We start from the raw sequence: 23,856 nt of genomic DNA, 5'->3' as shown, positions 1-23,856 counted from the left end.
AACATGTCGCACGCGTCAACGCCGCCGCCGGGCTCAGCCGACGTCCCGGACAGCCCCTACAAGAACAAGGCGATCGGCCTGGCGGTCGCGGCCGCGGTCGGCGGGTTCCTGTTCGGGTTCGACAGCTCGGTCATCAACGGCGCCGTCGACGCCATCCAGGACCAGTTCGAGATCGGCTCGACCCTGACCGGGTTCGTCGTCGCGGTCGCCCTCCTCGGCTGCGCGTTCGGCGCCTGGCTCGGCGGCAAGCTCGCCGACAAGTTCGGCCGCACGCGCGTGATGCTGGTCGGCGCGATCCTGTTCTTCGTCTCCTCGATCCTGTCCGGCCTGGCGTTCGGCGTCTGGGACCTGATCCTGTGGCGCATCCTGGCGGGCATCGGCATCGGCATCGCGTCCGTCATCGCCCCGGCCTACATCGCCGAGATCGCGCCGGCGGCCATGCGCGGCCGGCTGGGCTCGCTCCAGCAGCTCGCGATCACCCTCGGTATCTTCGCCGCGCTGCTGTCCGACCAGCTGCTGCAGGGCGTGGCCGGCGGCGCGTCGGAGACGCTCTGGCTCGGGCTCGAGGCCTGGCGCTGGATGTTCATGGTCGCGGCCATCCCGGCGGCCGTGTACGGCTACCTCGCCCTGCGCATCCCCGAGTCGCCGCGCTACCTGATCGCCACCGGCCGGCGCGACGAGGCCAAGGAGGTCCTGGCGACGACGCTCGGCGCGGATGCCGACGTCGAGGACCACGTCGTCCAGATCGAGAACACGATCGCCACCGACAAGAAGCTCGAGGCCCAGGCGAGCCTGAAGGGTCCGCGGTTCGGCCTGCTGCCGGTGGTGTGGATCGGCATCCTGCTGTCGGTCTTCCAGCAGTTCGTCGGCATCAACGTGATCTTCTACTACTCGACGACCCTGTGGCAGGCGGTCGGCTTCGACGAGAGCCAGTCGTTCATGGTCTCGACGATCACCTCGGTCACCAACGTGCTGGTGACGTTCATCGCGATCGCGCTCATCGACAAGATCGGCCGACGGCCGCTCCTGCTCACCGGTTCCATCGGCATGGCGGTGACCCTCGGCATCATGTCCCTGGCGTTCACGCAGTCGACGGGCTCCGGCGAGAACGTCACGCTGCCCGACCCGTGGGGTGTCATCGCCCTGATCGCCGCCAACCTGTTCGTCGTCTTCTTCGGTGCCACGTGGGGTCCGCTGGTCTGGGTGCTGCTGGGCGAGATGTTCCCCAACCGCATCCGCGCCGCCGCCCTCGGGGTGGCCGCCGCCGCGCAGTGGATAGCGAACTTCCTCATCACGGTCACGTTCCCGCCGCTGCTCGACACGTTCGGGGCATCGATCCCGTACCTGATGTATGCGATATTCGCTGCGCTGTCCTTCCTGTTCACCTTGTGGAAGGTGCCCGAGACCAAGGGTGTCGAGCTGGAGGACATGGAGGGCGTCAAGGTCGACCGCTCCAGGCGAGGTTCGGCCGCATCCCCCTGACGAGGATGCGATCCGCCGCCGGGGCGGCGCGCGACGGCGCGGTGGGGAGCTGTCTCCGTTCGCGTCTGACGACGGGAATGGATCGACGCTTCAGTTGCTTGAAGCAAGTGTTAATGTACAGTTGTGTTGAGCAACCACTTGAGCCGAGGAGCGCCATGACGCCCGTCCTGCCCGACAGCGCGCAGCAGAGGCTGCTGCGGTCGATCGAGTCGTTCAGCCGTGCGCTGCGCGAGTCGGCGGTTGCGCTGTCCCGGGACCTGGGCTGCACGCGCGGCACGCTGGCGATCATCCGGATCCTCGAGGCCCGCGGCTCGGTGCAGGTGGGCGAGATCGCCCACCTCATGCGCGTCGACATCTCGGTGGCCAGCCGCCAGGTCAGCCAGCTCGTCGACGAGGGCCTCGTCGAGCGGGCGGTCGACGACGAGGACCGGCGCGTCCGGACGGTGCGCCTCTCCCCCGCCGGCCGCGCGCTGGCCGCCGACGTGCGCGAGCAGCTCGACACGCACCTCGAGGAGATCTTCGGCGACTGGTCGCCGGCCGAGTTCACCGCCACCACCGACGCCCTCGACCGCCTGGCCGCGACGCTCACCACGCCGCTGCGGCACGACGCCCCGGGGCCCGTGCTCACGCCGGCCTGACGCGCCACACACCTGAAGAACAGATCACGACCTGCCGACGACGCCGGGTCCCCGTCGCAGAGAGAGAAGCAAGAACCGTGTCCACCACCACGCCAGAACCCACCTCGACGGCGGAGCACGAGACCGTGCGCGACACCCCGCCGACCATGACCCGTCGCGAGGTGCTCGAGTCACTCTCGGGCATCCTGCTCGGGATGTTCGTGTCGATCCTGGCGACGAGCGTCGTCTCCTCGTCGCTCCCCCGGATCATCTCGGACCTCGAGGGCTCCCAGTCCGCGTTCACCTGGGTGGTCACCGCCACCCTGCTGACCACGACGATCAGCACGCCGATCTGGGGCAAGCTCGCCGACCTCGTCGACCGCAAGCTGCTCATCCAGCTGGCGCTCGCCATCTCGGTGATCTCCTCCGCGCTCGCGGGCCTCTCCCACGGCGTCGGCATGCTCATCGGCATGCGCGCCCTGCAGGGCATCGGTGCCGGCGGCCTGACCGCGCTCGGCACGGTCCTCATCGCCGACATCATCAGCCCGCGTGAGCGCGGCAAGTACATGGGCCTCATGGGCGCCGTGATGGGCCTCGGCATGGTCGGCGGCCCGCTGCTCGGCGGCGTCATCACCGACGGCCCCGGCTGGCGCTGGAACTTCTTCGTCGGCCTGCCGGTCGCGATGGCCGCGATCGTCGTGCTGCAGCGCACCCTGCACCTGCCGAAGCGCGTCAAGCGTGCCGTGAAGATCGACTACCTGGGCGCGACGCTCCTCTCGATCGGCATCGCGCTGCTGCTGCTCTGGATCACGTTCGCGGACAACTCGTTCGCGTGGGCCTCGTGGCAGACCGCCGCGATGGTCGGCGGCGCGATCCTCGCCCTCGGGCTGGCCATCTGGACCGAGACCCGGGCCGACGAGCCGATCATCCCGCTGCACCTGTTCAAGAACCGCACGCTGGTCATGGCCGTCATCGCGAGCATCTCGGTGGGCGTCGCCCTGTTCGGCACCTCGGTCTTCCTGAGCCAGTACATGCAGCTGGCCCGCGACAAGACCCCGACCCAGTCCGGCCTGCTCACCATCCCGATGATCGTCGGGCTGCTCGTCTCCTCGACCGTCTCCGGCCAGATCATCAGCCGCACGGGCCGCTACAAGGGCTTCATGATCGCCGGCGCGATCCTGCTCACCGGCGGCATGGCGCTCATGGGCACCATCGAGTACGACACCAGCTTCACGCTCGTCGGCGCCTACCTGGTGATCATCGGCCTCGGCGTGGGCATGCTCATGCAGAACCTGGTGCTCGCCGTGCAGAACACGCTGGACATCAAGGAGGTCGGCACCGGCACCGCGACCGTGGCGTTCTTCCGGACCCTCGGCGGCGCGCTCGGCGTCTCCGTGCTCGGCGCGGTCCTGGGCAACAAGGTCGCGAGCCTGCTCGTCAGCGGCCTGGCCTCCGCGGGCATCGACCCGTCGCTCATGGGCAGCGGCGACGCCCTGCCCGACCTGTCCACCCTCCCGGACAACATCCGGGTGATCGTCGAGCAGTCGTTCGGCAGCGCCATCGCGGAGCTGTTCCTGGTCGCGGCGCCGATCGCCCTGGTCTCGCTGATCGCGGTGCTGTTCCTCAAGGAGGTGCCGCTCGGCAACCGTTCCGGCATCGAGCAGCTGCTCGAGGAGGAGGGCCAGATGCTCGCCCCGGCCACGGCCACGGCCGCTGCCGCAGCGGACGCCACCTCCTCCACCGACGAGGACAGGACGGGCCGGACGCTCGACGAGGAGCTCGACGAGCTCACCGAGAACGTCTCGGGTCGCGCCAGACGGTGACGTAGGGAAAGGTTTCGGCACGCGCCGCCCTCGGTCCCCTCCGACCGGGGACGGCGCGTGTCAGCTTCTGCGCTCCCGCGCGGCCGCGAGGTCCGCGTTCAACCGGGAGATGTGGCCGGCGAACGAGCCGATGTCGTCGTCGTTCCAGTCGCGCAGCGCGTCGCGGAAGAACTCCCGACGAGCCCCCTGGGCGGTCTCGAACCGCTGCCGGCCCTCGTCGGTGAGGTCCAGCAGCTGGCCGCGGTAGTCGTCGGGGTCCGGTCGGCGGGACACGAGCCCGAGGTCACCGAGACGGGCGAGCTGGCGCGACATGGTGCCGCGGCCGACGCCGATGTTGGCGGCCAGGTCGCTGGCCCGCACGCCGGGGCTCGCCGCGATCATCGCCAGCAAGGAGTACGCGGCCGGCTCGAGGTCGGGGTGGACCTGCTTCGAGATGGTGGCCGACGAGGCCTGGGCGCGACGCAGCAGCAGACCCATCTCGCGCTCGAGCTGCCGGAACTGTTCGTCGACCACGGCCCCATCCTCGCGGACCGGACGGAGAATTAACCCACCGGCACGTGCGCGGTTCGAGGCGTTTCACCTGTTCAGCGGCGATCCATGGGTGCCAGCACCCAGTCCGAGCCGTGAGACGTGGTCAGCGGGACCAGGTGGCGCGCTGCCGGGCCACGTGCGCGATCGCGGCGACGCGGTGCAGGTCGAGCCGTTCGGGCATCCGCCGGAACGCCGTCTGCACGTCCTGCCGGGACATCACGACGGTCTCGCACTGCGGGGTGCCCTCGCGGATCTCGAGGTCGCCGTGGACCACGACGACGCCGCGGACGTTGATGTCGGCGCATCCGGCCGCGAGCAGCAGCCCGCGGACGCGACCCGCCTCGAGCTTCGCATCCCGCAGGTAGGGCATCGAGCGGCCGTCGACCTCGAGGCTGCGACCGTCGACGACGACCGACTGGCCGGGGTGCCGGCGCTCCGCGACCGTGAAGGCGCCGCCGGGACCGATCAGGAGGTGCTCGACGAGCGTGCCCTGGCGGCCCAGCGGCACGTCGTGGATGACCTGCCAGCCCTCGTCGGTGAGGCGCTCGAGCCGCGTCCGCACGGAGCTGCCGCGCTCGGCCCGGATGCCGGCCAGGTCGATGGTGTCCCAGTCGTCACCGCCCAGCCACGCCTGCAGCGCGGCGTCGTCGGCGGCGTCCAGGGCGCCGATGCCCGGCGTGGCCACCGGGAGGGCGAGCTCGGTGACGTCCGCGCGCAGGTAGGCCTGTGCGGCACGACGCAGCCCGAGCTCGAGGATCGGGTCGTCGGCGACGACCTCGCCGGACTGCAGGTCGACCGAGCCGACCCTCCGCCCGGTCTCCTGCGTGACGAAGAGACGGTCGGCGCCGTAGCGCCGCCATCTCCGCACGGTCAGGACATCTTCCACGAATGCATTATCGGCACTACAGGTGTCGGACTTCAGCATTGTCGACCATCCGGACGTCACTCGGACGGGGTGTCGCGACGGCACGCCGTGCTCTTCCCCGTCCGTGTCACGAGCATCAGGTCGTCAGGCGCTCGGCTCGAACGTCAGGCTCACCGAGTTCATGCAGAACCGGTCGCCGGTGGGCGTCTGCGGGGCGTCGTCAAATACGTGCCCCAGGTGCGAGCCGCACCGCGCGCAGCGGACCTCGGTGCGCACCATGCCCAGCGTGCGGTCGGTGATCAGCTCCACCTTGTCGCCCGCCAGGGGCGAGAAGAAGCTGGGCCAGCCGCAGTGCGAGTCGAACTTGGTGTCGGAGCGGAACAGCTCGTTGTCGCACGCGCGACACCGGTAGACGCCCTCCCGCTTCTCGTCCAGCAGCGCCCCCGTCCACGGCCGCTCGGTCCCCGCCTTGCGCAGGACGGCGAACTCTCTCGGCTCGAGCTCCAGGGCCCACTGCTCGTCGGTCTTGGTCACCTCGTACGTCATCGGACTTCCTCCCAGAATCGATTGCGTCCTGTGCAACCACGCGTCCCCCGCAGGAGTTCCCGACGCGCCCGGGCGGTGCCCTGACCTGGGTAGTTCGTGATTCTTCCCACAGTTCCGCATACTCTCGGCCAAGCGGACGCAGCACTGCGCTCGCCACTGGAGGACGCCTGTGCCCGGAGCCACCCGCCGCCGCTGGTCGCTGACGCGCTACTTCGCGGTCGTCAGCATCGTGGCCATGGCCGTGCTCGGGATCGCCCTCGTGTGGGTGACCTGGACCGTCATGAGCAACCAGGCGGTCCGCGACGGGATGGACGCGGCGGAGTCCGTCCAGACGTACGCGACGGCCACGGTCCCCATCGACTCGTTCGTGGTCCCGGACGTGCTGACGCCCGAGCAGGCCGCCGCCGTCAAGGTCGCCACGGCCGGGTTCGCCGACAACCTGATCGAGCTGCGGCTGTGGGCGCAGGACGGCTCGCTGATGTACAGCTCGGCCACGCGCACCACGACCGCCTTCCCGGCGGGCGACAGGCTGGACAGGGTGATGAGCACCGGCGCGTCCGACGCGCGGATCATCACGGACGTGCGCGGCGTCAGCCTGAGCTCCGACGAGACCACGCAGAAGGCCGTCCTCGACGTCTACGTCCCGGTCCACGTGAACGAGACGATGACCCGCGGCTCGACCCTGTCACCCATGCCTCGCCAGAGCGAGATCATCGGCGCCGCCGAGGTCATGCTGGACCACACGGCAGCCACGAGGGCGCTCTCGGACGCTGTCCGGACGGTCGCGATCGTCGTCGTGCTCGGCCTGTTGCTGCTGTGGATCCTGCTGTTCCGTACGGTCTTCACCACGTCCCGGCGCCTGCAGGCCACTGCCCTCGAGAACGCGCGGCTGGCGCTCCTGGACTCCCTGACCGGCCTGCCGAACCGCCGCATGCTCGCCGAGCGGATGCGGCGCACCATCCTCGAGGCCGAGGAGACCGGGAGCCGGGTCGGGCTCATGCTGCTGGACATCGACCGGTTCAAGGACATCAACGACTCCCTCGGCCACGACCGAGGCGACGAGCTGCTCGAGCAGGTGGCCGAGCGGCTGCGCGGGGCCCTGCGCGACGACGACATCGTGGCGCGGCTGGGCGGCGACGAGTTCGCGATCCTGCTGCCCGACGTCCGCTCCGTCGCGAACGCCGAGCGGCTCGCCCGCCGCGTCCGAGGGCTGTTCGTGCCGCCCTTCATGCTGGGCGAGCTGCCGCTGCACGTCGACACCTCGGTCGGCGTCGCCTGCCTGCCGGACCACGCCGGGGACGCGTCGTCGCTCATGCGGACCGCGGACGTCGCCATGTACGCGGCCAAGCACCACCGCACCGGCGTCTCGGTGTACTCCTCGGACGAGGACGACTCCTCGCCGGCCCGCCTGGTGCTGCTCGGTGACCTGCACCGCGCGCTGAGCCCGGCCGAGGGCGAGCCGCGCGAGCTGCGCATGCACTACCAGCCGAAGATCGAGCTCTCGACGGGGCGCACGATCGGTCTCGAGGCGCTCATGCGGTGGGTGCACCCGACCCGCGGCCTGCTGCCGCCGAACGTGTTCATCCCGCTCGCCGAGCAGTCCGGGCTCATCCACGACGTCACGCGGTACGTGCTCATCGAGTGCATCACGCAGCTCGCGGCCTGGCGCGCCGAGGGCCGCGCGACCCCGGTCGCGGTGAACCTGTCCGCGCACGACGTCACCACGTCGGCCGTCGTCGACCTGATCGAGCAGCTTCTCGACGAGCACGGCGTGCCCGCGGACCTGCTCGAGGTCGAGATCACCGAGACCGCGCTGGTGTCGGACCCGTCGCGCGTCGTCCCCGTGCTGGAGCGGCTGAGCGCGCTGGGCGTCCGGGTGGCCATCGACGACTTCGGCATCGGCAACACGTCGATCTCCCAGCTGCGCGACCTGCCCGTGGACGAGCTGAAGATCGACCGGCTCTTCGTCTCGGACCTCGGTGCCGGCGGGCGTGAGGGTTCGGACGTGCTGGTGCAGGCCATGGTCGACCTGGCCCACTCGTTCGACCTGCAGGTGGTCGCCGAGGGCGTCGAGGACGCCGCCACGGCGGCGATCCTGCTACGCCTCGGTGTCGACCAGGCGCAGGGGTTCCTGTACTCGAAGGCCGTGCCTGCCGACGACCTGCCCCTGGTCAGCGCCGTCCCCCGACCGCGCCGCGGCCGGAGCAGCAGAGCGCACGCGGCGGCCACGATCGTGCAGGAGGAACGGCCCGTCCGACACGCCCGTCCACCGCGTCCACCCCGCCCTGACGCCACGAACGGGTGATAATTCGTCGTTGCACTCAAGTTCGGCCCCACGGTGCCGATGGGAGAGTCTCGCACTATGCCCTCTGGAGGGTGCTCTGATGATGGACGACCTGCTCCACGAGATGATCGACCCGGCACCGGCCCCGCGTGATCTGGCCCGTCGCCGTCGGCTGTGGACCACCGTGATCATCGTCGGGCTCGCGGTCATCGGAGCGACCACACTGACGACGTCGGCGCTCTTCACCGACGACGACGCGACGTCGGCCTCCATCCGGACCGGCAACATCGACCTCGTCGTGGGTCAGACGGTGCCGTTCGCCGTCATCCCGGAGGGCCTGGCCCCCGGCGACTCCACCTTCGTGCCGCTGACGGTGTCGAACGCGGGCTCGCTCCAGCTCCGGTACTCGATCTCGTACTCGGGCACGCCGGGTGCGGGCACGGGGACCGGAGACCTCAGCAACATCCTCGAGCTCAGCATGTTCCAGGTCGACGAGGCCGCGTGCAACGTCGCCGGCACCACCGGCCTGACACCGATCAACAACACGCAGGCTCCTGTGACCAACTGGCCCACCGCCGCCAACCCCGCCCCGCTCGTCGGCGTGCCGGGCGCGCGTCCCGCGGACGGCAACGACCGGACTCTCCCGGGCGGCAACACGACCGAGAGCCTGTGCGCCCGCGTCTTCCTCCCCCTCGCGGCCGGCAACGAGTACCAGGACACGTCCGTCACGCTGGACCTCCTCTTCAACGCCGAGCAGACCGCCAACAACCCCTGACCTGCAGATGACCGCTACGAGCGGGAGCCGCCACACTCCCCCGGTCGACCGCCGTGCTCCACGGACCCCCGGCCGGTCGGCCCTGCGTCGACGCCAGCCGGTCTGGCGGCGGGCTCTGTCGATCGTGCTCTGGGCGATCATCGCCGTGTGCGGGCTCGCCTACGCGGTGTCGTTGGCGGTGCCGCTGTGGTTCCAGGTGCACGACCAGCGCCTGCTCGTGGTGACGTCCGGCTCGATGTCGCCGAAGTTCGACGCCGGTGACGCCGTCGTGCTGCGGGCGATCACCGACGAGTCCGACCTGAAGGTGAACCAGGTCGTCTCCTTCTGGCCGGTCGGGTCCGAGGAGCTGGTCACGCACCGGATCGTGGCCCTCCAGCGGATCCCCCAGACGGTCCTGGACCCGACGACCGGTCGCCAGGTGCCCGACGTCGACTCCGCCGGGAAGCAGAAGATCCGGTCGTTCGTCATCACCAAGGGCGACGCGAACCCGGAGCCGGACGTCGACGCCACGCCGGTCGAACGCGTCCGCGGGGTGGTGCTCGCCGTCCATCCCGGGTGGGGATGGGTGCTCGACTGGGCAGGATCGAACGTCGGACGCGCCGTGATGCTCGTCCCTCCGCTGCTCGCTCTCGCTACGCTCGAGCTGCTCTCGGTCCACGACCGTCGCCGCTCCGGCCGCGGTCGCCCCGTCGAGAGCGCCGGCGACAGGAGGGTGGATGAGCTCCTCCTCGACTGACGACCCGCGCCCGTTCCTGTCGGCGGACCGCGGGTCGATCCTGCGCCTCGTCGTGGTGATCGCCCTGGGCGTCGCCGCCCTGGTCGGTCCCCTCGTGGCATCGACCTCCGCACGGTTCACGGAGCAGCAGGAGGTCGGTGTGGTGATCTCGGTCCCGCCCACACCGACCCCGAGCGTCACCCCCTAGGACCGGAGCCCGCGCGCGGCGAGCAGCACCGCGTCCGGGTCGTACACGAGCGACAGCGTCTGCAACCGGCGGGCGACCTCGGCCGGGAAGACGCGAGCCGCCCAGACCGGGCCGGACGTGTCGGTGAAGTTCGGCAGACCCCCGTCGGTGGCCCACGGCGCGAGCCCGCTGTGCAGGCGGGCGCTGTCGCTGACCACGGACTGCGCGATCTCCGGGATCAGCACGCCGAGCGAGAACACGGAGAACCCGGCGTCGCGGTACGCGAACGCGCTCGGCACGCCGCGGTCGTCGCGGACCTTCCCGCCCAGCTGGCGCACCTCGACCATGGCGAGCGCCGTCGGGGCGGCGGGTCCGGCGAGCTCGATCAGCCGCTCGGCGGCCTCGGGCCCGAAGGACGACAGCAGGCTGTGCTCCTCGTGCAGCGGCATCGGGTCGATCGGGTCGGTGTGCACGTCGCCGAGCTCGGCGTAGGGCATGACCCGCACGGTGTCGATCAGCGGCTCGGCCACCGACCGCAGCGCCTGGATCATCTGGGCGCCCTGGGACGGGTCGCCGGTCCAGGCGAACCGCACCGAGACGGTCGTCCGTCCGCGCAAGGGCTCCGGGAACATCGGCAGGTCGGGCAGGCGCATCACCGCGAACGACGTGGTCCCCGCCTCCGGGAGCAGAGTCGACCACACGCTCCAGGTCCGGATCACCGACGGGACCGACGCGGCGTCGAACCAGAGCGCGCCCGCGTACAGGGTCGCCTGCTCGACGAGGTCGATCTCGACGGCGGTCACGATCCCGAGCGCACCCTTGCCGCCGCGCAGCCCCCAGAAGAGGTCCGCGTTCTCGGTGGCGGAGGCCCGGCGGATCACGCCGTCGCCGGTCACCACGTCGAACGCGCGGACGGTGTCGGAGGCCAGGCCGTGGGTGCGGGCGACCGGGCCGATGCCGCCACCGGTCAGGTAGCCGACCACGCCGACGTCGGGCGACGAACCCGCCAGGCCCGCGAGCCCGTGCGGTGCGCACGCCTCGAGCACGGCCTGCCACTTCACGCCGGCGCCGATCCGGGCCCAACGCTCGTCGGCGTGCACCGTGACCTCGTCGAGCGCGACGGTGCTGACCAGGATCGCGTCCTGCATCGTCTCGGTGGCGCCGTGCCCGGTGCCCTGGACGGCGACCCGCACACCCGCGGTCGCGGCGACGCGCAGGGCGTGGCTCACGTCGTGGGCGTCGCGGACGGCCACGACCCCGGCCGGCGCGATCGCCTTGACGAGGTTGGAGGTCCGGGTCAGGGCCGCGTACTCGTCGGTGCCCGGCAGGTGCACCGGGATCCCGGTGTCGACGAGGGTCGTGAGGGCGGCTGCCGGAGAGGGACGGTAGTCCGAGCCGACCGGCGAGCTGAGGATGGTCATCGTTCGAGTTCCTTCAGAGTGTCCGGCGCGGGTCTGCCCGCGCTCCTTGTCCGCGCCAGTGGGCGCACGGGCAAGAAGGGCACGCTTCCGAACGTCTGATACATCCCGAGATGTCCGAAGCTACGGACGAGTAGCCCGTCGGGTGCTGCCACCTACCCCGGCGGCATCGCCGGGAGGTCGATCGTGAACGTGGTGCCCTCGCCGACCAGGCTCGCGATGGACAGGCTGCCGCCGTGGGCGTCCACCACCGCCTTGGTGATGGACAGACCCAGCCCGACGCCGGGGATCGCCCGCCGGGTGGCCGTCGACGCCCGGAAGAACCTCGTGGTGAGCGACTCGAGCTCGTCGGGCGGGATGCCGATCCCGCTGTCCGCGATGGTGATCCGCGCACCGGTCCCGCTCGGGGCGGCCGTCACGCGGATCGCACCACCGGCGGGCGTGAACTTGATCGCGTTCGAGACGAGGTTGTCGACCGCCTGGGCGAGCCGGACGGGGTCCGCCTGGACGACGGTCTTCTCGATCACCGCCTCCAGCGCGACGCGCGCACCCTCGGCCGCCGGGGTGGCCGACGCGACGGACGCACGCACGATGTCGGCGACGTCGAGCGTCTGCGGGGAGATCGAGAACCGCCCCGCGTCGACCTGCGCCGTGAGCAGCAGGTCGCCGACGAGCCGGAGCTGGCGGCGGGCGTTGCGGTCGATGACGGTCAGGTACTCGCGCTGCTCGTCGGTGAGCGGGTCGGTGCCGTCGGTCAGCAGCTCGAGGTAGCCGAGCACCGAGGTCAGCGGCGTGCGCAGCTCGTGGCTCACCAGGCTGACGAACTCGTCCTGCAGGCGCGCGGCCTCGCGCTCGGCCGTCACGTCGGTGGCGACGACGACGTAGCCGGCGATCGTGCCGTCGACCTCCTCCCGACGTGTGACCGCGAGACGCACGGTGAGCGTCGACCCGTCCCGGCGCACGTACGTCCAGTCGCGCACCTCGGGGCGGCCGGCCATCGCGGCGGCGACGAGCGTGTCGAACAGGACCCGAGGGTTGTCGATCCCCTCGGTGTCGTCGAAGAGGTCCCGGCGACGCGCGTCGAGCTCGGACTGCAGGTGGAAGGACGTGAGCCGGACCTGGCCGACGACCTCCCCTTGCGCGTACCCGAGCAGCCGCTCGGCGCCCGGGTTGAACACCTCGACGATGCCGTCGGCGTTGGTGGCGATGATCGCCTGCTCGGTCGCGGAGTCGATCACCGAGATCAGCTGGTCGCGGGCCGCACGGCGAGCGTCGGCGACGCGCGCGAGCTCGACCGCGTTGTTGCGGGCGCGATCCAGCAGTCCCGCTTGCTGCTTCTGCAGGCGCTCCAGCATGGCCGTCCGCGCACGCAGACGATCGGTGGTCTCGTGCACGGTCACGGCGATCACGCACGCGGCGAGCGACACGAAGAGGCTCCGGATCACCGTGTCCCGGGTGATCGGCACCGAGGGGTCGAGGAGAGGTGGTGCGAAGATCACCGCCGCGACACCCACGGTGCCGATCACGACACCGCGGCGACCGCGCTGGGAGGCCAGGGCAATCACCGGGAAGAACACGATCGTCGTGAACAGCGAGCCGATTCCCCCGGTCCCGGCCCGGAGGATGCCGACCGCTGCGATCTGGATGACGGCCAGGACGTCCGGCGCACTCTCGGGCCACTTGGTCCACGGCAGCAGCCGGGCGGCGAGCGCCTGTGCGATGACGAGGACGGTCGCGACCAGCACGTACTCGGGGATCGGGACCGGGATCCATGGCGAGAGGATCAGCAGGATCGCGACGAGGTAGAGCGCCAGGAACGGCAGCTGTCGTTCGATCACCGAGGCGTCAGGTCGGAGCAGGCGGTGCACCGTCGCGGCCCAGCGCGTCTGGTTCACGCGGTCGGTGGACCGACGGCCGGTCCCGGCGCGCGCGGTTCCCAGCCGACGGTCCTTCTGGAACCGCCGTTCGATGCCGTCCCAGGGCGGCTCCGCGGGAGGCTCGGTCACCGAGCCGCCAGCGCCGCGGTCAGCGCCTGCTGCACGCCCTCGCCGGTGAACGGCTTGGGCAGCCAGGCGTCGACGACCGGGTAGTCGTCCGTGTCGAGCACGGAGGTGACCACCACGGCGAGCGCGGGACGCAGGTCGCGCAGCTCTCCGATCAGCTCCGCACCGCTCATCCCCGGCAGCCGCAGGTCCACGAACGCGGCGTCCACCGAGAGGTTGTCGTGGTCGGCGAGCGCGTCCTCGGCCGTGGCCACCGCGACCACCTCGCACCCGAGGCGACGCAGGTGCCGCACGAGCAGCGCCAGCTCGTCCGGCTCGTCGTCGACGACCAGGACGCGCGTCACGGGAACTGTCCGTGCAGCAGGAGGACGACCACGGTGCACGCCGCCGCCACCAGGCCGACGACCACCAGCAGCCGGCGCTCGTACCGCCTGTTCGTCTCGATCTCGTCGCTGAGGGCCTCGTCCGTGAGGGTGGCCCAGACGTCCTCGTCGGAACTCATCCCACCACCCGCGGCGCTCATCCCACCACCCGCGGCGCTCATCCCACCACCCGCGGCGCTCATCCCACCACCCGCGGCGCTCATCCCACCACCCGCCCTGTCTTCTCCGTCTTGTCCCACACTGCCGCAGCCCCCCGCCACTGTTTGACGTACGCGTCCAGGGTGATGGCGCAGAGCACCGGCCCGAAACCCACAAGGTAGAGCAGCGGGAGTGCCAGTGGCTTGAGGACGCGGGTCCGCTCGAGCTGTTTGACAACCCACGCCAGCACCATCGCGATCACCGACCAGGCGTAGAGCGTCAGTGTCCACACCTCGCGGCCGACCGGCGTCATGTCCCAGCCGAACAGCTCGGGCAGCCGGACCTCCAGCAGGTCGGGGAACCACGCGGCGACCATGACGACCAGCGCGCCGACGCCGGGGAAGGCGATCCCCTGCAGCCACGAGCGCCGCGCGGTCTCCCGGTCCAGCATCATCGTCGTGACCGTGATGAAGACGTAGGCGCAGACGGCCACCCACCACAGCGCCTGGAACGCGGCCGTGGCGGTGACCTCGGCGACGAAGTAGAGGCCGACGAGCCCGACGGCGGCGAGGATCATCGCGACCGGCAGGAGGTAGATGGCGAACCAGATGATGCCGAAGTCGAGCCGGCCGAGGCCGTGCGCGCGACGCGGGCGGAACCAGACGCGGCGGAAAGTCCGCGTGATCTGCACGTTGCCGCGGGCCCAGCGCACGCGCTGCTTCCACAGGGCGGTGATCGAGTCCGGCTCCTCGGCCAGCACCACCGCTGCAGGCTCGAAGACGACGCGGCGACCGGCCAGCTGCGTGAGGAACGTCGTGTAGGTGTCCTCGGCGAGCGTGCTCGTGTCCACCTGCCCGCCCACGGCCTCCAGGTTGGTGCGCGAGTGCAGCTGTGCACCCCCCGCGAGGCAGGCCATGGCGCCCATGACGTTCTGCGCGCGACGGGCGGCGGCCTGCGCGGTCACGTACTCGTAGCCGATGAAGCGCGCGACGCTCCCCGGGCGGTCGCTGCCCTCGCGGATGAAGGCGGTGACCGCGCCGACGTTCTCGTCGGCCAGGTGCCGGGTCATGCGGCGCAGGGAGTCGGGGCGGTAGATGACGTCGGCGTCCATGATCAGCAGCGCCTGCATCCAGTCGTCGGCCAGCGCCGCCCGGATCCCGTGGTTGAGCGTGTGCGCCTTGCCCTGGCCGCCCTGCTCGCGGCGCAGGTGCACGATCCGGCCGTCGTACTGCTCCGCCTTGGCGCGCACCACGTCGGGGGTGTCGTCGGTGCTCGCATCGTCGACGACGAACACCTTGAGGCGGTCCGGCGGGTACTCCAGGCGCATCAGCCGGTCGAGCGACGCCGACAGCACCGCCCCCTCGTTCCACGCCGGGACGATGACGACGACCCTCGGCAGGTGCGGCGCGGCCCGGCGCAGGTGGTTGCGGAAGGCGTGCACCGGCACCAGCAGGTATTGGTACAGCCCCGCGAGGACGGGGATCGCGCCGATGCCGACGAAGGCCGCGAGGACCGCGACGAGGACGTCGCGCCACGGGCTCGTCACGACGTGCGCACCCAGTCGTACGCGCCCACGTCCGCCTCGGTGTGGGCGTCGGTCGACGGCACGAGCTCGACGCCCGCGGCCCGCCACCGGGTGGCCACCCGCGCTCCCGGGCACTGCCACTTCTCGTTGACCTCGACGAGGGCGCCCGTGGCGATCGCGACGTCCGCGAGCGCGTCGAGCAGCTCGTCGGGCACGTCGTCCTCGCTGAGGCCGATCTTGGGCAGCACCGAGAACGGGTGCGCGAGCTGGGCCGGGCCGACCCGCTGCATCGCCCGCATCGTGGCCGCGACCAGCATCTCGATGACGTCGGCGGGATCGAGGCCGCCGAGGATCCGCTCGAGGGTGGCGCGCGGGCTCCACGGCCCCAGCGGCCCGGGGAACTGGTGGTCGGCGAGCAGGATGCGGTCCGGCCCGCCGGGCTCGCCGATCGACGCGAGCACCTGCGGCGGGGCGTCGACGGTGCCGTCCGCGTCGAGGATCTTGGCCTCGACGCCGGTGAGCACGGTGATGCTCTCGATCCGCGGCAGCGCGCGGACGGCGGCCAGGAACTCCGGCACGTACGTCGTGGACTCGCGCACGTGGTCGACCATCCGGATCACGCGCAGGCCCGCACGGTCGGCGGCCGCGAGGTTCTCGGCCGGGGTGCTGACGGCGTCGTCGGAGAACGTCGAGTGGACGTGATGGTCCTCGTCGGGGCCTGGAACCCTCCTGCTCATCGGGGCTTCAGGACCTCGTCGACCGGCAGGAACACGTCCTCGAGGTAACGGACGTTGGCGATCTCCTGGAAGTCGACGTGCGCCGGGACCGGCCTCCCGAGGACCGCGTCGAGGGTCAGCGACGGCATGTCGACGCCCGCGGCGATGGTCAGCGGCATCGCGCCCGGGAACCGTGGGTTCACCTCGAGCAGCGCGGGCACGCCGGTGGCGTCGTACTTGAGCTGGACGTTGGCGACGGTGGTCAGCCCGACCGCCCGGGCGACCGACGACGCGGTCTCGATGAGGGCGTCGTCGTGCACCGTGACGCCCGCGACCGCGACGCCGGAGTCCACCCGCAGGCGGGCGCGCGGGACCGCCGCGATCACGTTGCCCTCCAGGTCGGCCAGCACGTCGACGGAGAACTCGTCGCCCGGGAGCATCTCCTGGACGATCAGGTCCTCCTCGTCGTGCACGGCGTCGAGCTCGGCCTGCGAGCCGACGGTCCGCACGCCGCGCGAGCCGGCCCCGCGCCGCGGCTTGACGATCACCGGGAAGTCCCAGCCGCTCGTCGCCTCCACGGTGCCGAGCAGCTCGGTGCGGGGCACCCGGACGGTGCGGTCGCACGCGCGTGCCAGCGCCAGCTTGTCGAGGCACGTCTCGAGGGTGCGCAGCGACGGGGAGGCCAGGATCGCCCCGCCCAGGTCGTCGCGCACCGCCGCCAGCAGCGGGAGCTCGACGTCCACGGTCGGGAAGAGCACGTCGATCCTGTCGTCGACGCACAGCTGCCGGACCACGTCGACGAACTCCGGCGCCCGGCCCGCCGGGACCAGCCGCCGGTAGGGCGCGTCGACCAGGTAGATCGCGCTGGCCCAGCGGTCCATGTCCGCCGCGAACACCTCGACGTCCCCGCGGCGCAGCAGCGACCGGATGACCGCGACGCCGGCAGGTCCGCCGGCGCCGGTCACCAGGACCCTCATGCCGTCGCCCCGTGCTCGTCGGCCTGCGCCTCGACGGACGCGGCCGCGACCAGCCCCGCGCCACCGCGGAGCATCGCGGCCGCGCGGATGGTCTCCAGCGGTTCGGCGAACGCTCCCGTGCCGAACCGGGACCAGTACCGGGCGGTCGCGCGCACGAGCTCGGGGTCCATGTAGTCGCGGTGGGCCTGGGACGTGAACGCCTCGAGCATGCGCAGCTTGGTGTCGACGAACCCGTCGACCGGGACGAACCGCGTGGGCCGGAAGTCGATCGTGGACGACGGGCTCTGGTAGCACGCGAGCGAGGGGACCCGGCGGGCGGCGACCTCGACGGCCTGCCGCACGGCGCGGTGGTCCTGGTGCCGGTCGTGCTCGCTGTGCGTGTAGACGATGGTCGGCTGCACCTCGCGGATCGTCTCCTCGATCGTCGTGATGAGCCCGTCGGCCGGGTCCAGGCGGGTGTCCTCGAAGTCGTGCAGGTACAGGCGGGCGCCGATGATCGCGGCGGACGCGAGGGCCTCGTGCCGACGGGCCTGGACGTCGCCCCCGACGGAGCCGCTGGACAGGGTGAGGATCACGACCGTGTCGCCGGCCGCGCGGTGCGAGGCGAGCGTCGCGCCGACGCCGATCTCGACGTCGTCCGGGTGCGCCCCGACCGCGAGGACCACGTCGTGCGGGTCCTGGGCCGCCCGCTTCTGGCGCCCCTGCGCCGCGAGCGCGGAGATGCGCTCCAGCAGCGTCGCGGCGGCGACAGGCTTGACCAGGAACTCGTCCGCGTCGCGCCGCAGCGCGTCGACCGCGTAGTCCACGCTCGCGAAAGCGGTCATCACCGCGACCGGCGTGCCGGCGGCCCGCGAGCGCAGCTCGTCGAGAAGCTCCAGACCGCTCATGCCCGGCATCTGGATGTCGGTGAGCACCACGTCGAACTGCGTCCTGGCGACCTCGGCGAGTGCGGACATCGGCTCGTGCACGACGGTGACGGCCATGCCACCGCGGCGTTCGAGCACGGTGCGCACGTACTGCGCGGTGTCCACGTCGTCTTCTACGACGAGCACCTTGATCTGGTCGTCTGCCACTCGAGCTGCCCCTCCGTCGCCGGTCGGTCTGTCCCCACGCTATAGGTCTGGGTCGCCTGCCACCGCCCGGGGAATAGGCGTGGCGGGTCCCCTGTTGGATCGGCTAGTACATGCAAACGCATGAACATTTGATCCATCTGTGAGGCGAGAGAGATGCAGTTCGGGATCTTCACCGTCGGCGATGTCACCACCGATCCGACGACCGGCCGGACGCCGGACGACACGGAGCGGGTGCGCAACATGCTCACCATCGCCCAGCACGCGGACGCCGCGGGGCTGGACGTGTTCGCGACCGGCGAGCACCACAACCCGCCGTTCGTCCCCTCGTCGCCCACCACGATGCTCGGCTACCTCGCGGGCACGACGAAGAACATCGTCCTGTCCACCGGGACCACCCTGATCACGACCAACGACCCCGTCCGGCTGGCCGAGGAGTACGCGATGCTCCAGGTCATCTCCGACGGTCGGATGGACCTCATGATGGGTCGCGGCAACACCGGCCCGGTCTACCCGTGGTTCGGTCAGGACATCCGCCAGGGCATCCCGCTGGCCATCGAGAACTACGCGCTGCTGCGCCGCCTCTGGGAGGAGGACGTCGTCGACTGGCAGGGCAAGTTCCGCGGTCCGCTCCAGGGCTTCACCTCGACCCCGCGTCCGCTCGACGGTGTCCCGCCGTTCGTCTGGCACGGCTCGATCCGCAGCCCCGAGATCGCCGAGCAGGCCGCGTACTACGGTGACGGCTTCCTGCACAACGCGATCTTCTGGCCGCTCGAGCACGCCGCGCAGATGGTGAACTTCTACCGCCAGCGCTACGAGCACTACGGGCACGGGCAGGCCGACCAGGCGATCGTCGGGCTCGGTGGGCAGGTGTTCATGCGCAAGAACTCGCAGGACGCCGTGCGCGAGTTCCGTCCGTACTTCGACAACGCGCCCGTCTACGGGCACGGCCCGGCCCTCGAGGACTTCATGCGCGACACCCCGCTGACCGTGGGCAGCCCGCAGGAGGTCATCGACCGGTACGGGAAGTTCCGCGACCAGGTCGGGCACTACCAGCGTCAGATGTTCCTCATGGACCACGCGGGTCTCCCGCTGAAGACCGTGCTGGAGCAGATCGACATCCTGGCGACGGAGGTCGTCCCGGTGCTGCGCGCCGAGGCCGAGTCCGCCCGTCCCGCGCACGTGCCGGCGAACCCGCCCTCGCACGCCTCGCGTGTCGCCGCGGCGCGAGCTGCGGGTACCGTGCACGAGCAGGTCGTTGCCGAGGACACCTTCACGGGTCTCCGGGCCGAGGACTCGCTGCAGTCATGACTAGTTTCGGGAAAGGCATCACGATGAGCGACCGCTCCATCGTCGTCATCTCCGCCGGGCTCTCCCAGCCCTCGTCGACGCGGCTGCTGGCCGACCGGCTCGCCGACGCGACCGTCACGGAGCTCGCTGCCCGCGGCATCACCGCGCACGTCGAGACCGTGGAGCTGCGCGACGTCGCCCACGAGGTGGTCAACATGACCCTCTCCGGCTTCGCGTCCGGACCGCTCAAGGACGTCATCGAGAAGGTCACGGCGGCCGACGGCGTCATCGCCGTCACGCCGATCTTCTCGGCCTCCTACTCCGGGCTGTTCAAGTCGTTCATCGACATCCTCGACAAGGACGCGCTCGTCGGGCGGCCCGTGCTCGTCGGCGCGACCGGCGGCACCGGGCGGCACTCGCTCGCGCTCGAGTACGCGCTGCGACCGCTGTTCGCCTACCTGCGCGCCGACGTCGCCGGCACCGCCGTGTTCGCGGCCACCGACGACTGGGCCGACGGGGGCGGCGACGACGTCAACCCGCTGCCGAACCGCATCCGTCGCGCCGGCCGCGAGCTGGCCGAGATGGTCGCGGACCGCGAGCCGTCCGCGCCGGTCGGCCTCTACGACGCGGTGCCGTCGTTCGAGGACCTGCTCGGGGGGCACTGACCCACCGGCGACGAGCACAGCAACGAGGGCGGGAAGCCGTGGCTTCCCGCCCTCGTCCTCTTCGTGCCCGTGCACCCGGGCCGGTCGTGCCCCGGCCGTGCACAGGCGCTGGGGGGCGCTGCTCTTCTGTCGCCGCTCTGTCTCTGCTGCGGGCTGTCTTGGCTACTGCGGGCCGAGCGTGAACGCCGTGCCCGTGGGGGCCGTCTCGACGTCGAGGCGCTGGTCGGCCAGCGTCAGGGACGCCTCCGGGTCGACGTACACGCGACTCGTCCCGTCCGTGACCACATCATCGCCCGGGAACGCTTCCGGCACGAGCGCAAGCTCGAACTCGCCCGTGTCCTGCTGGGCGATGCGGAGGCCGCCGGTCTCGTCGGGAAGTCCGGCCTTGCTGGTCAGGGTGTGGACGGCGGTTCGTGCGCTGTCGGTCAGGGTGAGCATGCTGCTCTCCTTCGATCGGCGTTTCTTGCGTGCCCGTCCACCGTGCGCAGGTCTTGGCGACGACGGCAAATCGAGTCCCGCTGAGCGAGACCCGGGCTGTCCAACGGTCGCGCGCCCGCTTGATCGGCCCTAACCTCCGCACCATGCCGCTCCCGCTGTGGATCACACGCGTGAACCGGCGGGTCACCAACCCGCTGCTCGGTCTGCTCTCCGACGAGATCCCGCCCTTCGCGACGCTGCACCACGAAGGCCGGTCGAGCGGCCGCCGTTTCCACACGCCGGTGATGGCGTTCCCCTCCGGCTCCGGGCGCATCACGATCGCGCTGACCTACGGGCCGCGCGTGCAGTGGCTGCGCAACATCGAGGCGGGTCGTCCGGCCAGGCTCGTGCGTCGTCGCACGGTGCTGGTCCTGTCCGACCCGGTGCGGCTGCGCGGGGCCGAGGGTGCGCGGCTGGTGCCCGCCTGGACGCGCGGGGCCCTGCGGTTGCTCGGCACCGACGAGTTCGTTTCGCTGCGGGCCGACGATCCGTACGATCGCCCTAGGTCGTGATCGGGCGGAGGAGGTGGCGCGGTGCCGCGTGAGGGCTTTCCGGCCTCGACGGTCGACGAATACCTCGGCGCCGTCCCCGCGGCGCAGGGTGCGGCCCTGCGGGTGGTGCGGGACCGGTTGGTCGCGGCCGTGCCCGACGCCGGGCAGACCATCTCCTACCAGGTCCCGACGATCACCTACCGGGGCGTCGGGCTCGTCGCGCTGTCCGTCGCGAAGGCGCACTGCAGCCTGCACCTGATGAGCCCTCCGCTCGCGCGGTCGCTGGCCGGGACGCTGCCCGAGGGGAAGCTGTCCGGCGCGACGCTGCAGTTCCCCGCCGACGCGCCGCTGAGCGAGGAGACGGTCCGCCGGATCTCCGCGCTGCGGATGGCCGAGGTCGACGAGCGCCTCGACGCGCGATGACCGACCCTCCCTCGTCGTCGGCACCCCATCCCTCTCCGCTGCGCACCGCCTCCGCGCCGCACGGGGTCCACCTCGGCGGACGCCTTCGGCGGGCCATGCGCGTGCTGACCGAGCCGCCGCCGCCCGGTGTCATCGCGGAGCCCGGCGAGCTGCCGACCGTGCCCGCGGACCTGGTCCCGCTGCTGCGCGAGCTGGGCGCGGCGCTGCTCTCGTCGGGACAGTCCGTCATGGACACCGAGCAGCAGATCGGGGACATCGCGCAGGCGTACGGCGCCGACCAGGTGCGCACCCTGGTCCTGCCGACCGGCGTGTTCATCCACGTCGAGACCGCCCAGGGGCCCGAGAGCGACTTCACCGGCCCCGACACCGAGCAGACCCTGCCGCTGCACCAGATCGGCGCGGTCGACCGGCTGGTCCGCGACCTGACCACCGGGACCGCGGACCTCGGCGAGTCGCGCGTCCGGCTCCGGCAGATCCTCGCCACGCCCCCGCACTACGGGCCGCTCGCGGTCGTGCTCGGCCACGCGCTGCTGACGGTCGGGTTCGGGCTGATCCTCTACCCGGCGGTGAACGCGCTGCCCGCGTACGTCGTCATGGGGGCCCTCGTCGGCCTCCTGCGCCTGCTCGCCGACCGCTGGCCCACCCTGTCCACCGCCCTGCCCGTCGTCGCCGCCTTCCTCGTCAGTGTCGCGACGATCACCGTCGTCGCCCCCTTGCTGGACACCGACCCCATCCGCCTGCTCGCTCCACCGCTGGTCAGCTTCCTGCCCGGTGCCGTGCTGACCGTGGCCGCCATGGAGCTGACCAGCAACCAGGTCATCGCGGGCGCCTCCCGGCTCGTCTACGGGATCGCCCAGCTCCTGCTGCTCGGGTTCGGGGTCGTCGCCGCCGTCACGGTCGCCGGACCGTTCTCCACCGAGAGCACCTCGTCCCTGCTCGGTTCGTGGGCCGCGTGGGTCGGGGTGCTGTTCGTCGCCGTCGGGCACCGGTACTTCTCGTCGCCACCGCGGGGATCGTTCTGGTGGCTGCTCCTCGCCCTGTACGCGGCGTTCGCCGCCCAGACCCTCGGCCTGCTCCTGCTGTCGCCGCAGCTGTCGGGGTTCGTCGGCGGCCTCGTGCTCGTGCCCGTCTCGCAGGCCATCCAGCGTGCGCGCACCGGCCCGCCGGCCATCGTGACCATGCTGCCCGCGTTCTGGCTGCTGCTGCCCGGAGCCCTCGGGTTCCGCGGGGTGTCCGAGCTGGCGACCGGCGTCGACGCCGGGGTCACCGACATCATCGACACCGTGCTGGCGCTCTTCTCCATCGCGCTCGGCGTCATCGTCGGCACCGCCCTGACCCGCGACGCCCGCCGCGTCGGCCGCGCTGTCGTACGCGCGGTGAATCCGGCCCCGTAACGCTTGGCCCCGCAGTCCGCTCACACCATCCCGCGCCTGCTCCCGACGATCCCCGACGACACCGTCGTCCCCGCCCAGCGCTCCGTGTCCGTGCACCCCTCCGCGCAGTGCATGCCACAGGTCGGGCACACCCAGAGCGTGTGGTGCCGGTCCACCGTGCACCCGCAGGTCACGAACCGCTCCGACGGCCGCCCCGGCCCGCTCGTCGTCCACCGGTGCCCCGCCGGGCACCCGGGAGGCGGCACCCGCACCCACCCCCGAGGCGTGCGCTGCCACTTCGACCAGTCGATCTCCCGGACCACGGTGCACTGAGCCCGATCTCTTGCGACGCACCCGGTCGTCCACAGATCACATCCGCGGCCGGTCGCGTGTCAGTGGTCGATCGTACACTTGTTCGAACCGATCGATCCGGCGGACAGGGGGGCGGCGAATGAGCACGACACGCCCAGGCGCGTCCGGCCCGGCATCCGCCGCCGCGCCCAGCCCGGCTCCCGCGTCCGTGGCCGGCCCCGCGTCCACGCCTGGGTCGGCGTCCGCCTCCGACCCCGGGTTCACGTCGGCGTCCAGCCCCGCGTCCGGGTCCAGCCCGGCCTCCGCTTCGAACTCCTCGGCTGCGCCCGATCCCACCTCTGCGGAGTCCACCTCGACGGCCGGGCCAGCAGCGACGACCGCTGGGATCGGGCTGCCGGAGTTCCCGGTGCCGGGTGCTTCTCTTCTGGACCTGGCGGGCCTGCTCGATGGTGTGCAGGTCGCCGATCTGCCCTCGGGTGCGGTGATCGGGGTGGTGCAGGGGTTCGAGCAGCTGATCCGGGCGGCGCAGGCGGCCCAGGCGGTCGCGATCCACGAGCTGGAGGTCCGCCGCCCCATCCACCCGTCCCCGGTGCCCGATGAGTTGGCGTGTGCGCTGGTGACCACGCGGCGCTCGGCGGAGATGCTGGTCGTGCGAGCGTCGTTGGCGTGCACGCATCCGGTGGTCCTGGACGCCTGGGCTGCGGGCCGGGTGGATGCGCGCAAGGTCGACGTCCTGATGGGCGAGGTGATGGTCGCGGACCCGTCGGGTC

General features: G+C 71.6%; 25 protein-coding genes and 1 pseudogene. 14 read left to right on the top strand and 12 right to left on the bottom strand.

The window, feature by feature from the left end; all coding sequences use genetic code 11:
- Positions 1 to 3: 3 nt before the first annotated feature.
- The 3 genes from AC1DUE_RS16290 (at position 4) to AC1DUE_RS16280 (ending at position 3,922) form a co-directional block, all read left to right on the top strand.
- Positions 4 to 1,482 (top strand): sugar porter family MFS transporter, encoded by a 1,479-nt coding sequence (locus AC1DUE_RS16290; protein WP_477040458.1) that lies wholly within the window; start codon positions 4 to 6, stop codon positions 1,480 to 1,482.
- 155 nt (positions 1,483 to 1,637) lie between these two features.
- Positions 1,638 to 2,120, top strand: a complete 483-nt coding sequence (locus AC1DUE_RS16285) for a MarR family winged helix-turn-helix transcriptional regulator (protein ID WP_477040457.1) — start codon at positions 1,638 to 1,640, stop codon at positions 2,118 to 2,120.
- Positions 2,121 to 2,266: 146 nt separating this feature from the next.
- A complete protein-coding gene (locus tag AC1DUE_RS16280) occupies positions 2,267 to 3,922 on the top strand; it encodes an MDR family MFS transporter (RefSeq protein WP_477040530.1) in 1,656 nt (551 codons plus the stop codon).
- Positions 3,923 to 3,982: 60 nt separating this feature from the next.
- Here AC1DUE_RS16280 and AC1DUE_RS16275 read toward each other — a convergent pair whose 3' ends face one another.
- The 3 genes from AC1DUE_RS16275 to msrB form a co-directional block, all read right to left on the bottom strand.
- Positions 3,983 to 4,435 carry a MarR family winged helix-turn-helix transcriptional regulator gene (locus AC1DUE_RS16275; RefSeq protein WP_477040456.1) on the bottom strand — a complete coding sequence of 151 codons (453 nt, stop codon included), beginning with the start codon at positions 4,433 to 4,435 and terminating at the stop codon, positions 3,983 to 3,985.
- A gap of 121 nt (positions 4,436 to 4,556) precedes the next feature.
- The gene (locus AC1DUE_RS16270; protein WP_477040455.1) at positions 4,557 to 5,339 is read right to left on the bottom strand and encodes a nuclease-related domain-containing protein; all 783 of its coding nucleotides are present in this window, start codon (positions 5,337 to 5,339) and stop codon (positions 4,557 to 4,559) included.
- 123 nt (positions 5,340 to 5,462) lie between these two features.
- On the bottom strand, positions 5,463 to 5,864 hold the full coding sequence (msrB, locus tag AC1DUE_RS16265; RefSeq protein ID WP_477040454.1) for a peptide-methionine (R)-S-oxide reductase MsrB: 402 nt from the start codon (positions 5,862 to 5,864) through the stop codon (positions 5,463 to 5,465).
- A gap of 169 nt (positions 5,865 to 6,033) precedes the next feature.
- Between msrB and AC1DUE_RS16260 the strand changes: the two genes are divergently transcribed.
- The 4 genes from AC1DUE_RS16260 to AC1DUE_RS16245 all read left to right on the top strand — a co-directional run bounded on the left by AC1DUE_RS16260 (position 6,034) and on the right by AC1DUE_RS16245 (position 9,846).
- Positions 6,034 to 8,169: a putative bifunctional diguanylate cyclase/phosphodiesterase gene (locus tag AC1DUE_RS16260; RefSeq protein WP_477040453.1), complete on the top strand. Its 2,136-nt coding sequence runs from the start codon at positions 6,034 to 6,036 to the stop codon at positions 8,167 to 8,169.
- A gap of 79 nt (positions 8,170 to 8,248) precedes the next feature.
- A complete protein-coding gene (locus tag AC1DUE_RS16255) occupies positions 8,249 to 8,923 on the top strand; it encodes a TasA family protein (RefSeq protein WP_477040452.1) in 675 nt (224 codons plus the stop codon).
- Positions 8,924 to 9,047: 124 nt separating this feature from the next.
- A complete protein-coding gene (locus tag AC1DUE_RS16250) occupies positions 9,048 to 9,659 on the top strand; it encodes a signal peptidase I (RefSeq protein ID WP_477040451.1) in 612 nt (203 codons plus the stop codon).
- A complete protein-coding gene (locus tag AC1DUE_RS16245) occupies positions 9,640 to 9,846 on the top strand; it encodes a hypothetical protein (protein ID WP_477040450.1) in 207 nt (68 codons plus the stop codon). Before AC1DUE_RS16250 ends, AC1DUE_RS16245 begins: the two co-directional genes overlap by 20 nt.
- On the opposite strand, the gene AC1DUE_RS16240 is transcribed toward AC1DUE_RS16245, so the two are convergent.
- The 8 genes from AC1DUE_RS16240 to AC1DUE_RS16205 form a co-directional block, all read right to left on the bottom strand.
- A complete protein-coding gene (locus AC1DUE_RS16240) occupies positions 9,843 to 11,246 on the bottom strand; it encodes an FAD-binding oxidoreductase (protein ID WP_477040449.1) in 1,404 nt (467 codons plus the stop codon). The two genes, AC1DUE_RS16245 and AC1DUE_RS16240, sit on opposite strands and share 4 nt — an antisense overlap.
- Positions 11,247 to 11,398: 152 nt before the next feature.
- Positions 11,399 to 13,249, bottom strand: a complete 1,851-nt coding sequence (locus AC1DUE_RS16235) for a sensor histidine kinase (RefSeq protein ID WP_477040448.1) — start codon at positions 13,247 to 13,249, stop codon at positions 11,399 to 11,401.
- On the bottom strand, positions 13,246 to 13,590 hold the full coding sequence (locus AC1DUE_RS16230) for a response regulator (protein ID WP_477040447.1): 345 nt from the start codon (positions 13,588 to 13,590) through the stop codon (positions 13,246 to 13,248). Before AC1DUE_RS16230 ends, AC1DUE_RS16235 begins: the two co-directional genes overlap by 4 nt.
- The gene (locus AC1DUE_RS16225) at positions 13,587 to 13,748 is read right to left on the bottom strand and encodes a hypothetical protein (RefSeq protein ID WP_477040446.1); all 162 of its coding nucleotides are present in this window, start codon (positions 13,746 to 13,748) and stop codon (positions 13,587 to 13,589) included. The genes AC1DUE_RS16230 and AC1DUE_RS16225 overlap by 4 nt, the downstream gene beginning before the upstream one ends.
- Before the next feature lie 80 nt (positions 13,749 to 13,828).
- Positions 13,829 to 15,313 carry a glycosyltransferase family 2 protein gene (locus tag AC1DUE_RS16220; protein WP_477040445.1) on the bottom strand — a complete coding sequence of 495 codons (1,485 nt, stop codon included), beginning with the start codon at positions 15,311 to 15,313 and terminating at the stop codon, positions 13,829 to 13,831.
- Positions 15,310 to 16,029, bottom strand: a complete 720-nt coding sequence (locus tag AC1DUE_RS16215) for a PHP domain-containing protein (RefSeq protein WP_477040444.1) — start codon at positions 16,027 to 16,029, stop codon at positions 15,310 to 15,312. The genes AC1DUE_RS16220 and AC1DUE_RS16215 overlap by 4 nt, the downstream gene beginning before the upstream one ends.
- Positions 16,026 to 16,985 (bottom strand): ATP-grasp domain-containing protein, encoded by a 960-nt coding sequence (locus AC1DUE_RS16210; RefSeq protein ID WP_477040443.1) that lies wholly within the window; start codon positions 16,983 to 16,985, stop codon positions 16,026 to 16,028. The genes AC1DUE_RS16215 and AC1DUE_RS16210 overlap by 4 nt, the downstream gene beginning before the upstream one ends.
- On the bottom strand, positions 16,982 to 18,058 hold the full coding sequence (locus AC1DUE_RS16205) for a PIG-L deacetylase family protein (RefSeq protein ID WP_477040442.1): 1,077 nt from the start codon (positions 18,056 to 18,058) through the stop codon (positions 16,982 to 16,984). Before AC1DUE_RS16205 ends, AC1DUE_RS16210 begins: the two co-directional genes overlap by 4 nt.
- A 153-nt stretch (positions 18,059 to 18,211) precedes the next feature.
- On the opposite strand from AC1DUE_RS16205, the gene AC1DUE_RS16200 reads away from it, so the two are divergent.
- Positions 18,212 to 19,366 carry an LLM class flavin-dependent oxidoreductase gene (locus AC1DUE_RS16200; protein ID WP_477040441.1) on the top strand — a complete coding sequence of 385 codons (1,155 nt, stop codon included), beginning with the start codon at positions 18,212 to 18,214 and terminating at the stop codon, positions 19,364 to 19,366.
- 23 nt (positions 19,367 to 19,389) lie between these two features.
- Positions 19,390 to 20,010 carry an FMN reductase gene (locus tag AC1DUE_RS16195; RefSeq protein ID WP_477040440.1) on the top strand — a complete coding sequence of 207 codons (621 nt, stop codon included), beginning with the start codon at positions 19,390 to 19,392 and terminating at the stop codon, positions 20,008 to 20,010.
- A 162-nt stretch (positions 20,011 to 20,172) separates the two neighbouring features.
- Here AC1DUE_RS16195 and AC1DUE_RS16190 read toward each other — a convergent pair whose 3' ends face one another.
- Positions 20,173 to 20,448: an adhesin gene (locus tag AC1DUE_RS16190; RefSeq protein WP_477040439.1), complete on the bottom strand. Its 276-nt coding sequence runs from the start codon at positions 20,446 to 20,448 to the stop codon at positions 20,173 to 20,175.
- Between the two features lie 143 nt (positions 20,449 to 20,591).
- Between AC1DUE_RS16190 and AC1DUE_RS16185 the strand changes: the two genes are divergently transcribed.
- The 5 genes and pseudogenes from AC1DUE_RS16185 to AC1DUE_RS16165 all read left to right on the top strand — a co-directional run.
- Positions 20,592 to 20,999 carry a PNPOx family protein gene (locus tag AC1DUE_RS16185; RefSeq protein ID WP_477040438.1) on the top strand — a complete coding sequence of 136 codons (408 nt, stop codon included), beginning with the start codon at positions 20,592 to 20,594 and terminating at the stop codon, positions 20,997 to 20,999.
- A gap of 21 nt (positions 21,000 to 21,020) precedes the next feature.
- Complete coding sequence (locus AC1DUE_RS16180) at positions 21,021 to 21,401, top strand: iron chaperone (RefSeq protein WP_477040437.1); 381 nt, start codon at positions 21,021 to 21,023, stop codon at positions 21,399 to 21,401.
- Positions 21,398 to 22,795 carry a threonine/serine exporter family protein gene (locus AC1DUE_RS16175; RefSeq protein ID WP_477040436.1) on the top strand — a complete coding sequence of 466 codons (1,398 nt, stop codon included), beginning with the start codon at positions 21,398 to 21,400 and terminating at the stop codon, positions 22,793 to 22,795. The genes AC1DUE_RS16180 and AC1DUE_RS16175 overlap by 4 nt, the downstream gene beginning before the upstream one ends.
- Positions 22,796 to 22,798: 3 nt before the next feature.
- Entirely contained in the window at positions 22,799 to 23,107 is a 309-nt protein-coding gene (locus AC1DUE_RS16170; protein ID WP_477040435.1) for a hypothetical protein, read from the top strand.
- 118 nt (positions 23,108 to 23,225) lie between these two features.
- Positions 23,226 to 23,856, top strand: a pseudogene (locus AC1DUE_RS16165) (hypothetical protein); the annotation flags it as partial.

It is taken from the genome of Cellulomonas sp. P4_A2 (genome assembly GCF_056402515.1).
This window is presented reverse-complemented; position numbering and strand designations above follow the sequence as displayed.

What these genes read in the sequence shown, in the direction of transcription:
- AC1DUE_RS16240 (WP_477040449.1), bottom strand. Translation starts at nt 11,246, where the DNA reads ATGACCATCCTCAGCTCGCCGGTCGGCTCGGACTACCGTCCCTCTCCG.
- AC1DUE_RS16285 (WP_477040457.1), top strand. Translation starts at nt 1,638, where the DNA reads ATGACGCCCGTCCTGCCCGACAGCGCGCAGCAGAGGCTGCTGCGGTCG.
- AC1DUE_RS16210 (WP_477040443.1), bottom strand. Translation starts at nt 16,985, where the DNA reads ATGAGGGTCCTGGTGACCGGCGCCGGCGGACCTGCCGGCGTCGCGGTC.
- AC1DUE_RS16190 (WP_477040439.1), bottom strand. Translation starts at nt 20,448, where the DNA reads ATGCTCACCCTGACCGACAGCGCACGAACCGCCGTCCACACCCTGACC.
- AC1DUE_RS16255 (WP_477040452.1), top strand. Translation starts at nt 8,249, where the DNA reads ATGATGGACGACCTGCTCCACGAGATGATCGACCCGGCACCGGCCCCG.
- AC1DUE_RS16280 (WP_477040530.1), top strand. Translation starts at nt 2,267, where the DNA reads ATGACCCGTCGCGAGGTGCTCGAGTCACTCTCGGGCATCCTGCTCGGG.
- msrB (WP_477040454.1), bottom strand. Translation starts at nt 5,864, where the DNA reads ATGACGTACGAGGTGACCAAGACCGACGAGCAGTGGGCCCTGGAGCTC.
- AC1DUE_RS16290 (WP_477040458.1), top strand. Translation starts at nt 4, where the DNA reads ATGTCGCACGCGTCAACGCCGCCGCCGGGCTCAGCCGACGTCCCGGAC.
- AC1DUE_RS16175 (WP_477040436.1), top strand. Translation starts at nt 21,398, where the DNA reads ATGACCGACCCTCCCTCGTCGTCGGCACCCCATCCCTCTCCGCTGCGC.
- AC1DUE_RS16225 (WP_477040446.1), bottom strand. Translation starts at nt 13,748, where the DNA reads ATGAGTTCCGACGAGGACGTCTGGGCCACCCTCACGGACGAGGCCCTC.
- AC1DUE_RS16195 (WP_477040440.1), top strand. Translation starts at nt 19,390, where the DNA reads ATGAGCGACCGCTCCATCGTCGTCATCTCCGCCGGGCTCTCCCAGCCC.
- AC1DUE_RS16185 (WP_477040438.1), top strand. Translation starts at nt 20,592, where the DNA reads ATGCCGCTCCCGCTGTGGATCACACGCGTGAACCGGCGGGTCACCAAC.
- AC1DUE_RS16245 (WP_477040450.1), top strand. Translation starts at nt 9,640, where the DNA reads ATGAGCTCCTCCTCGACTGACGACCCGCGCCCGTTCCTGTCGGCGGAC.
- AC1DUE_RS16215 (WP_477040444.1), bottom strand. Translation starts at nt 16,029, where the DNA reads ATGAGCAGGAGGGTTCCAGGCCCCGACGAGGACCATCACGTCCACTCG.
- AC1DUE_RS16200 (WP_477040441.1), top strand. Translation starts at nt 18,212, where the DNA reads ATGCAGTTCGGGATCTTCACCGTCGGCGATGTCACCACCGATCCGACG.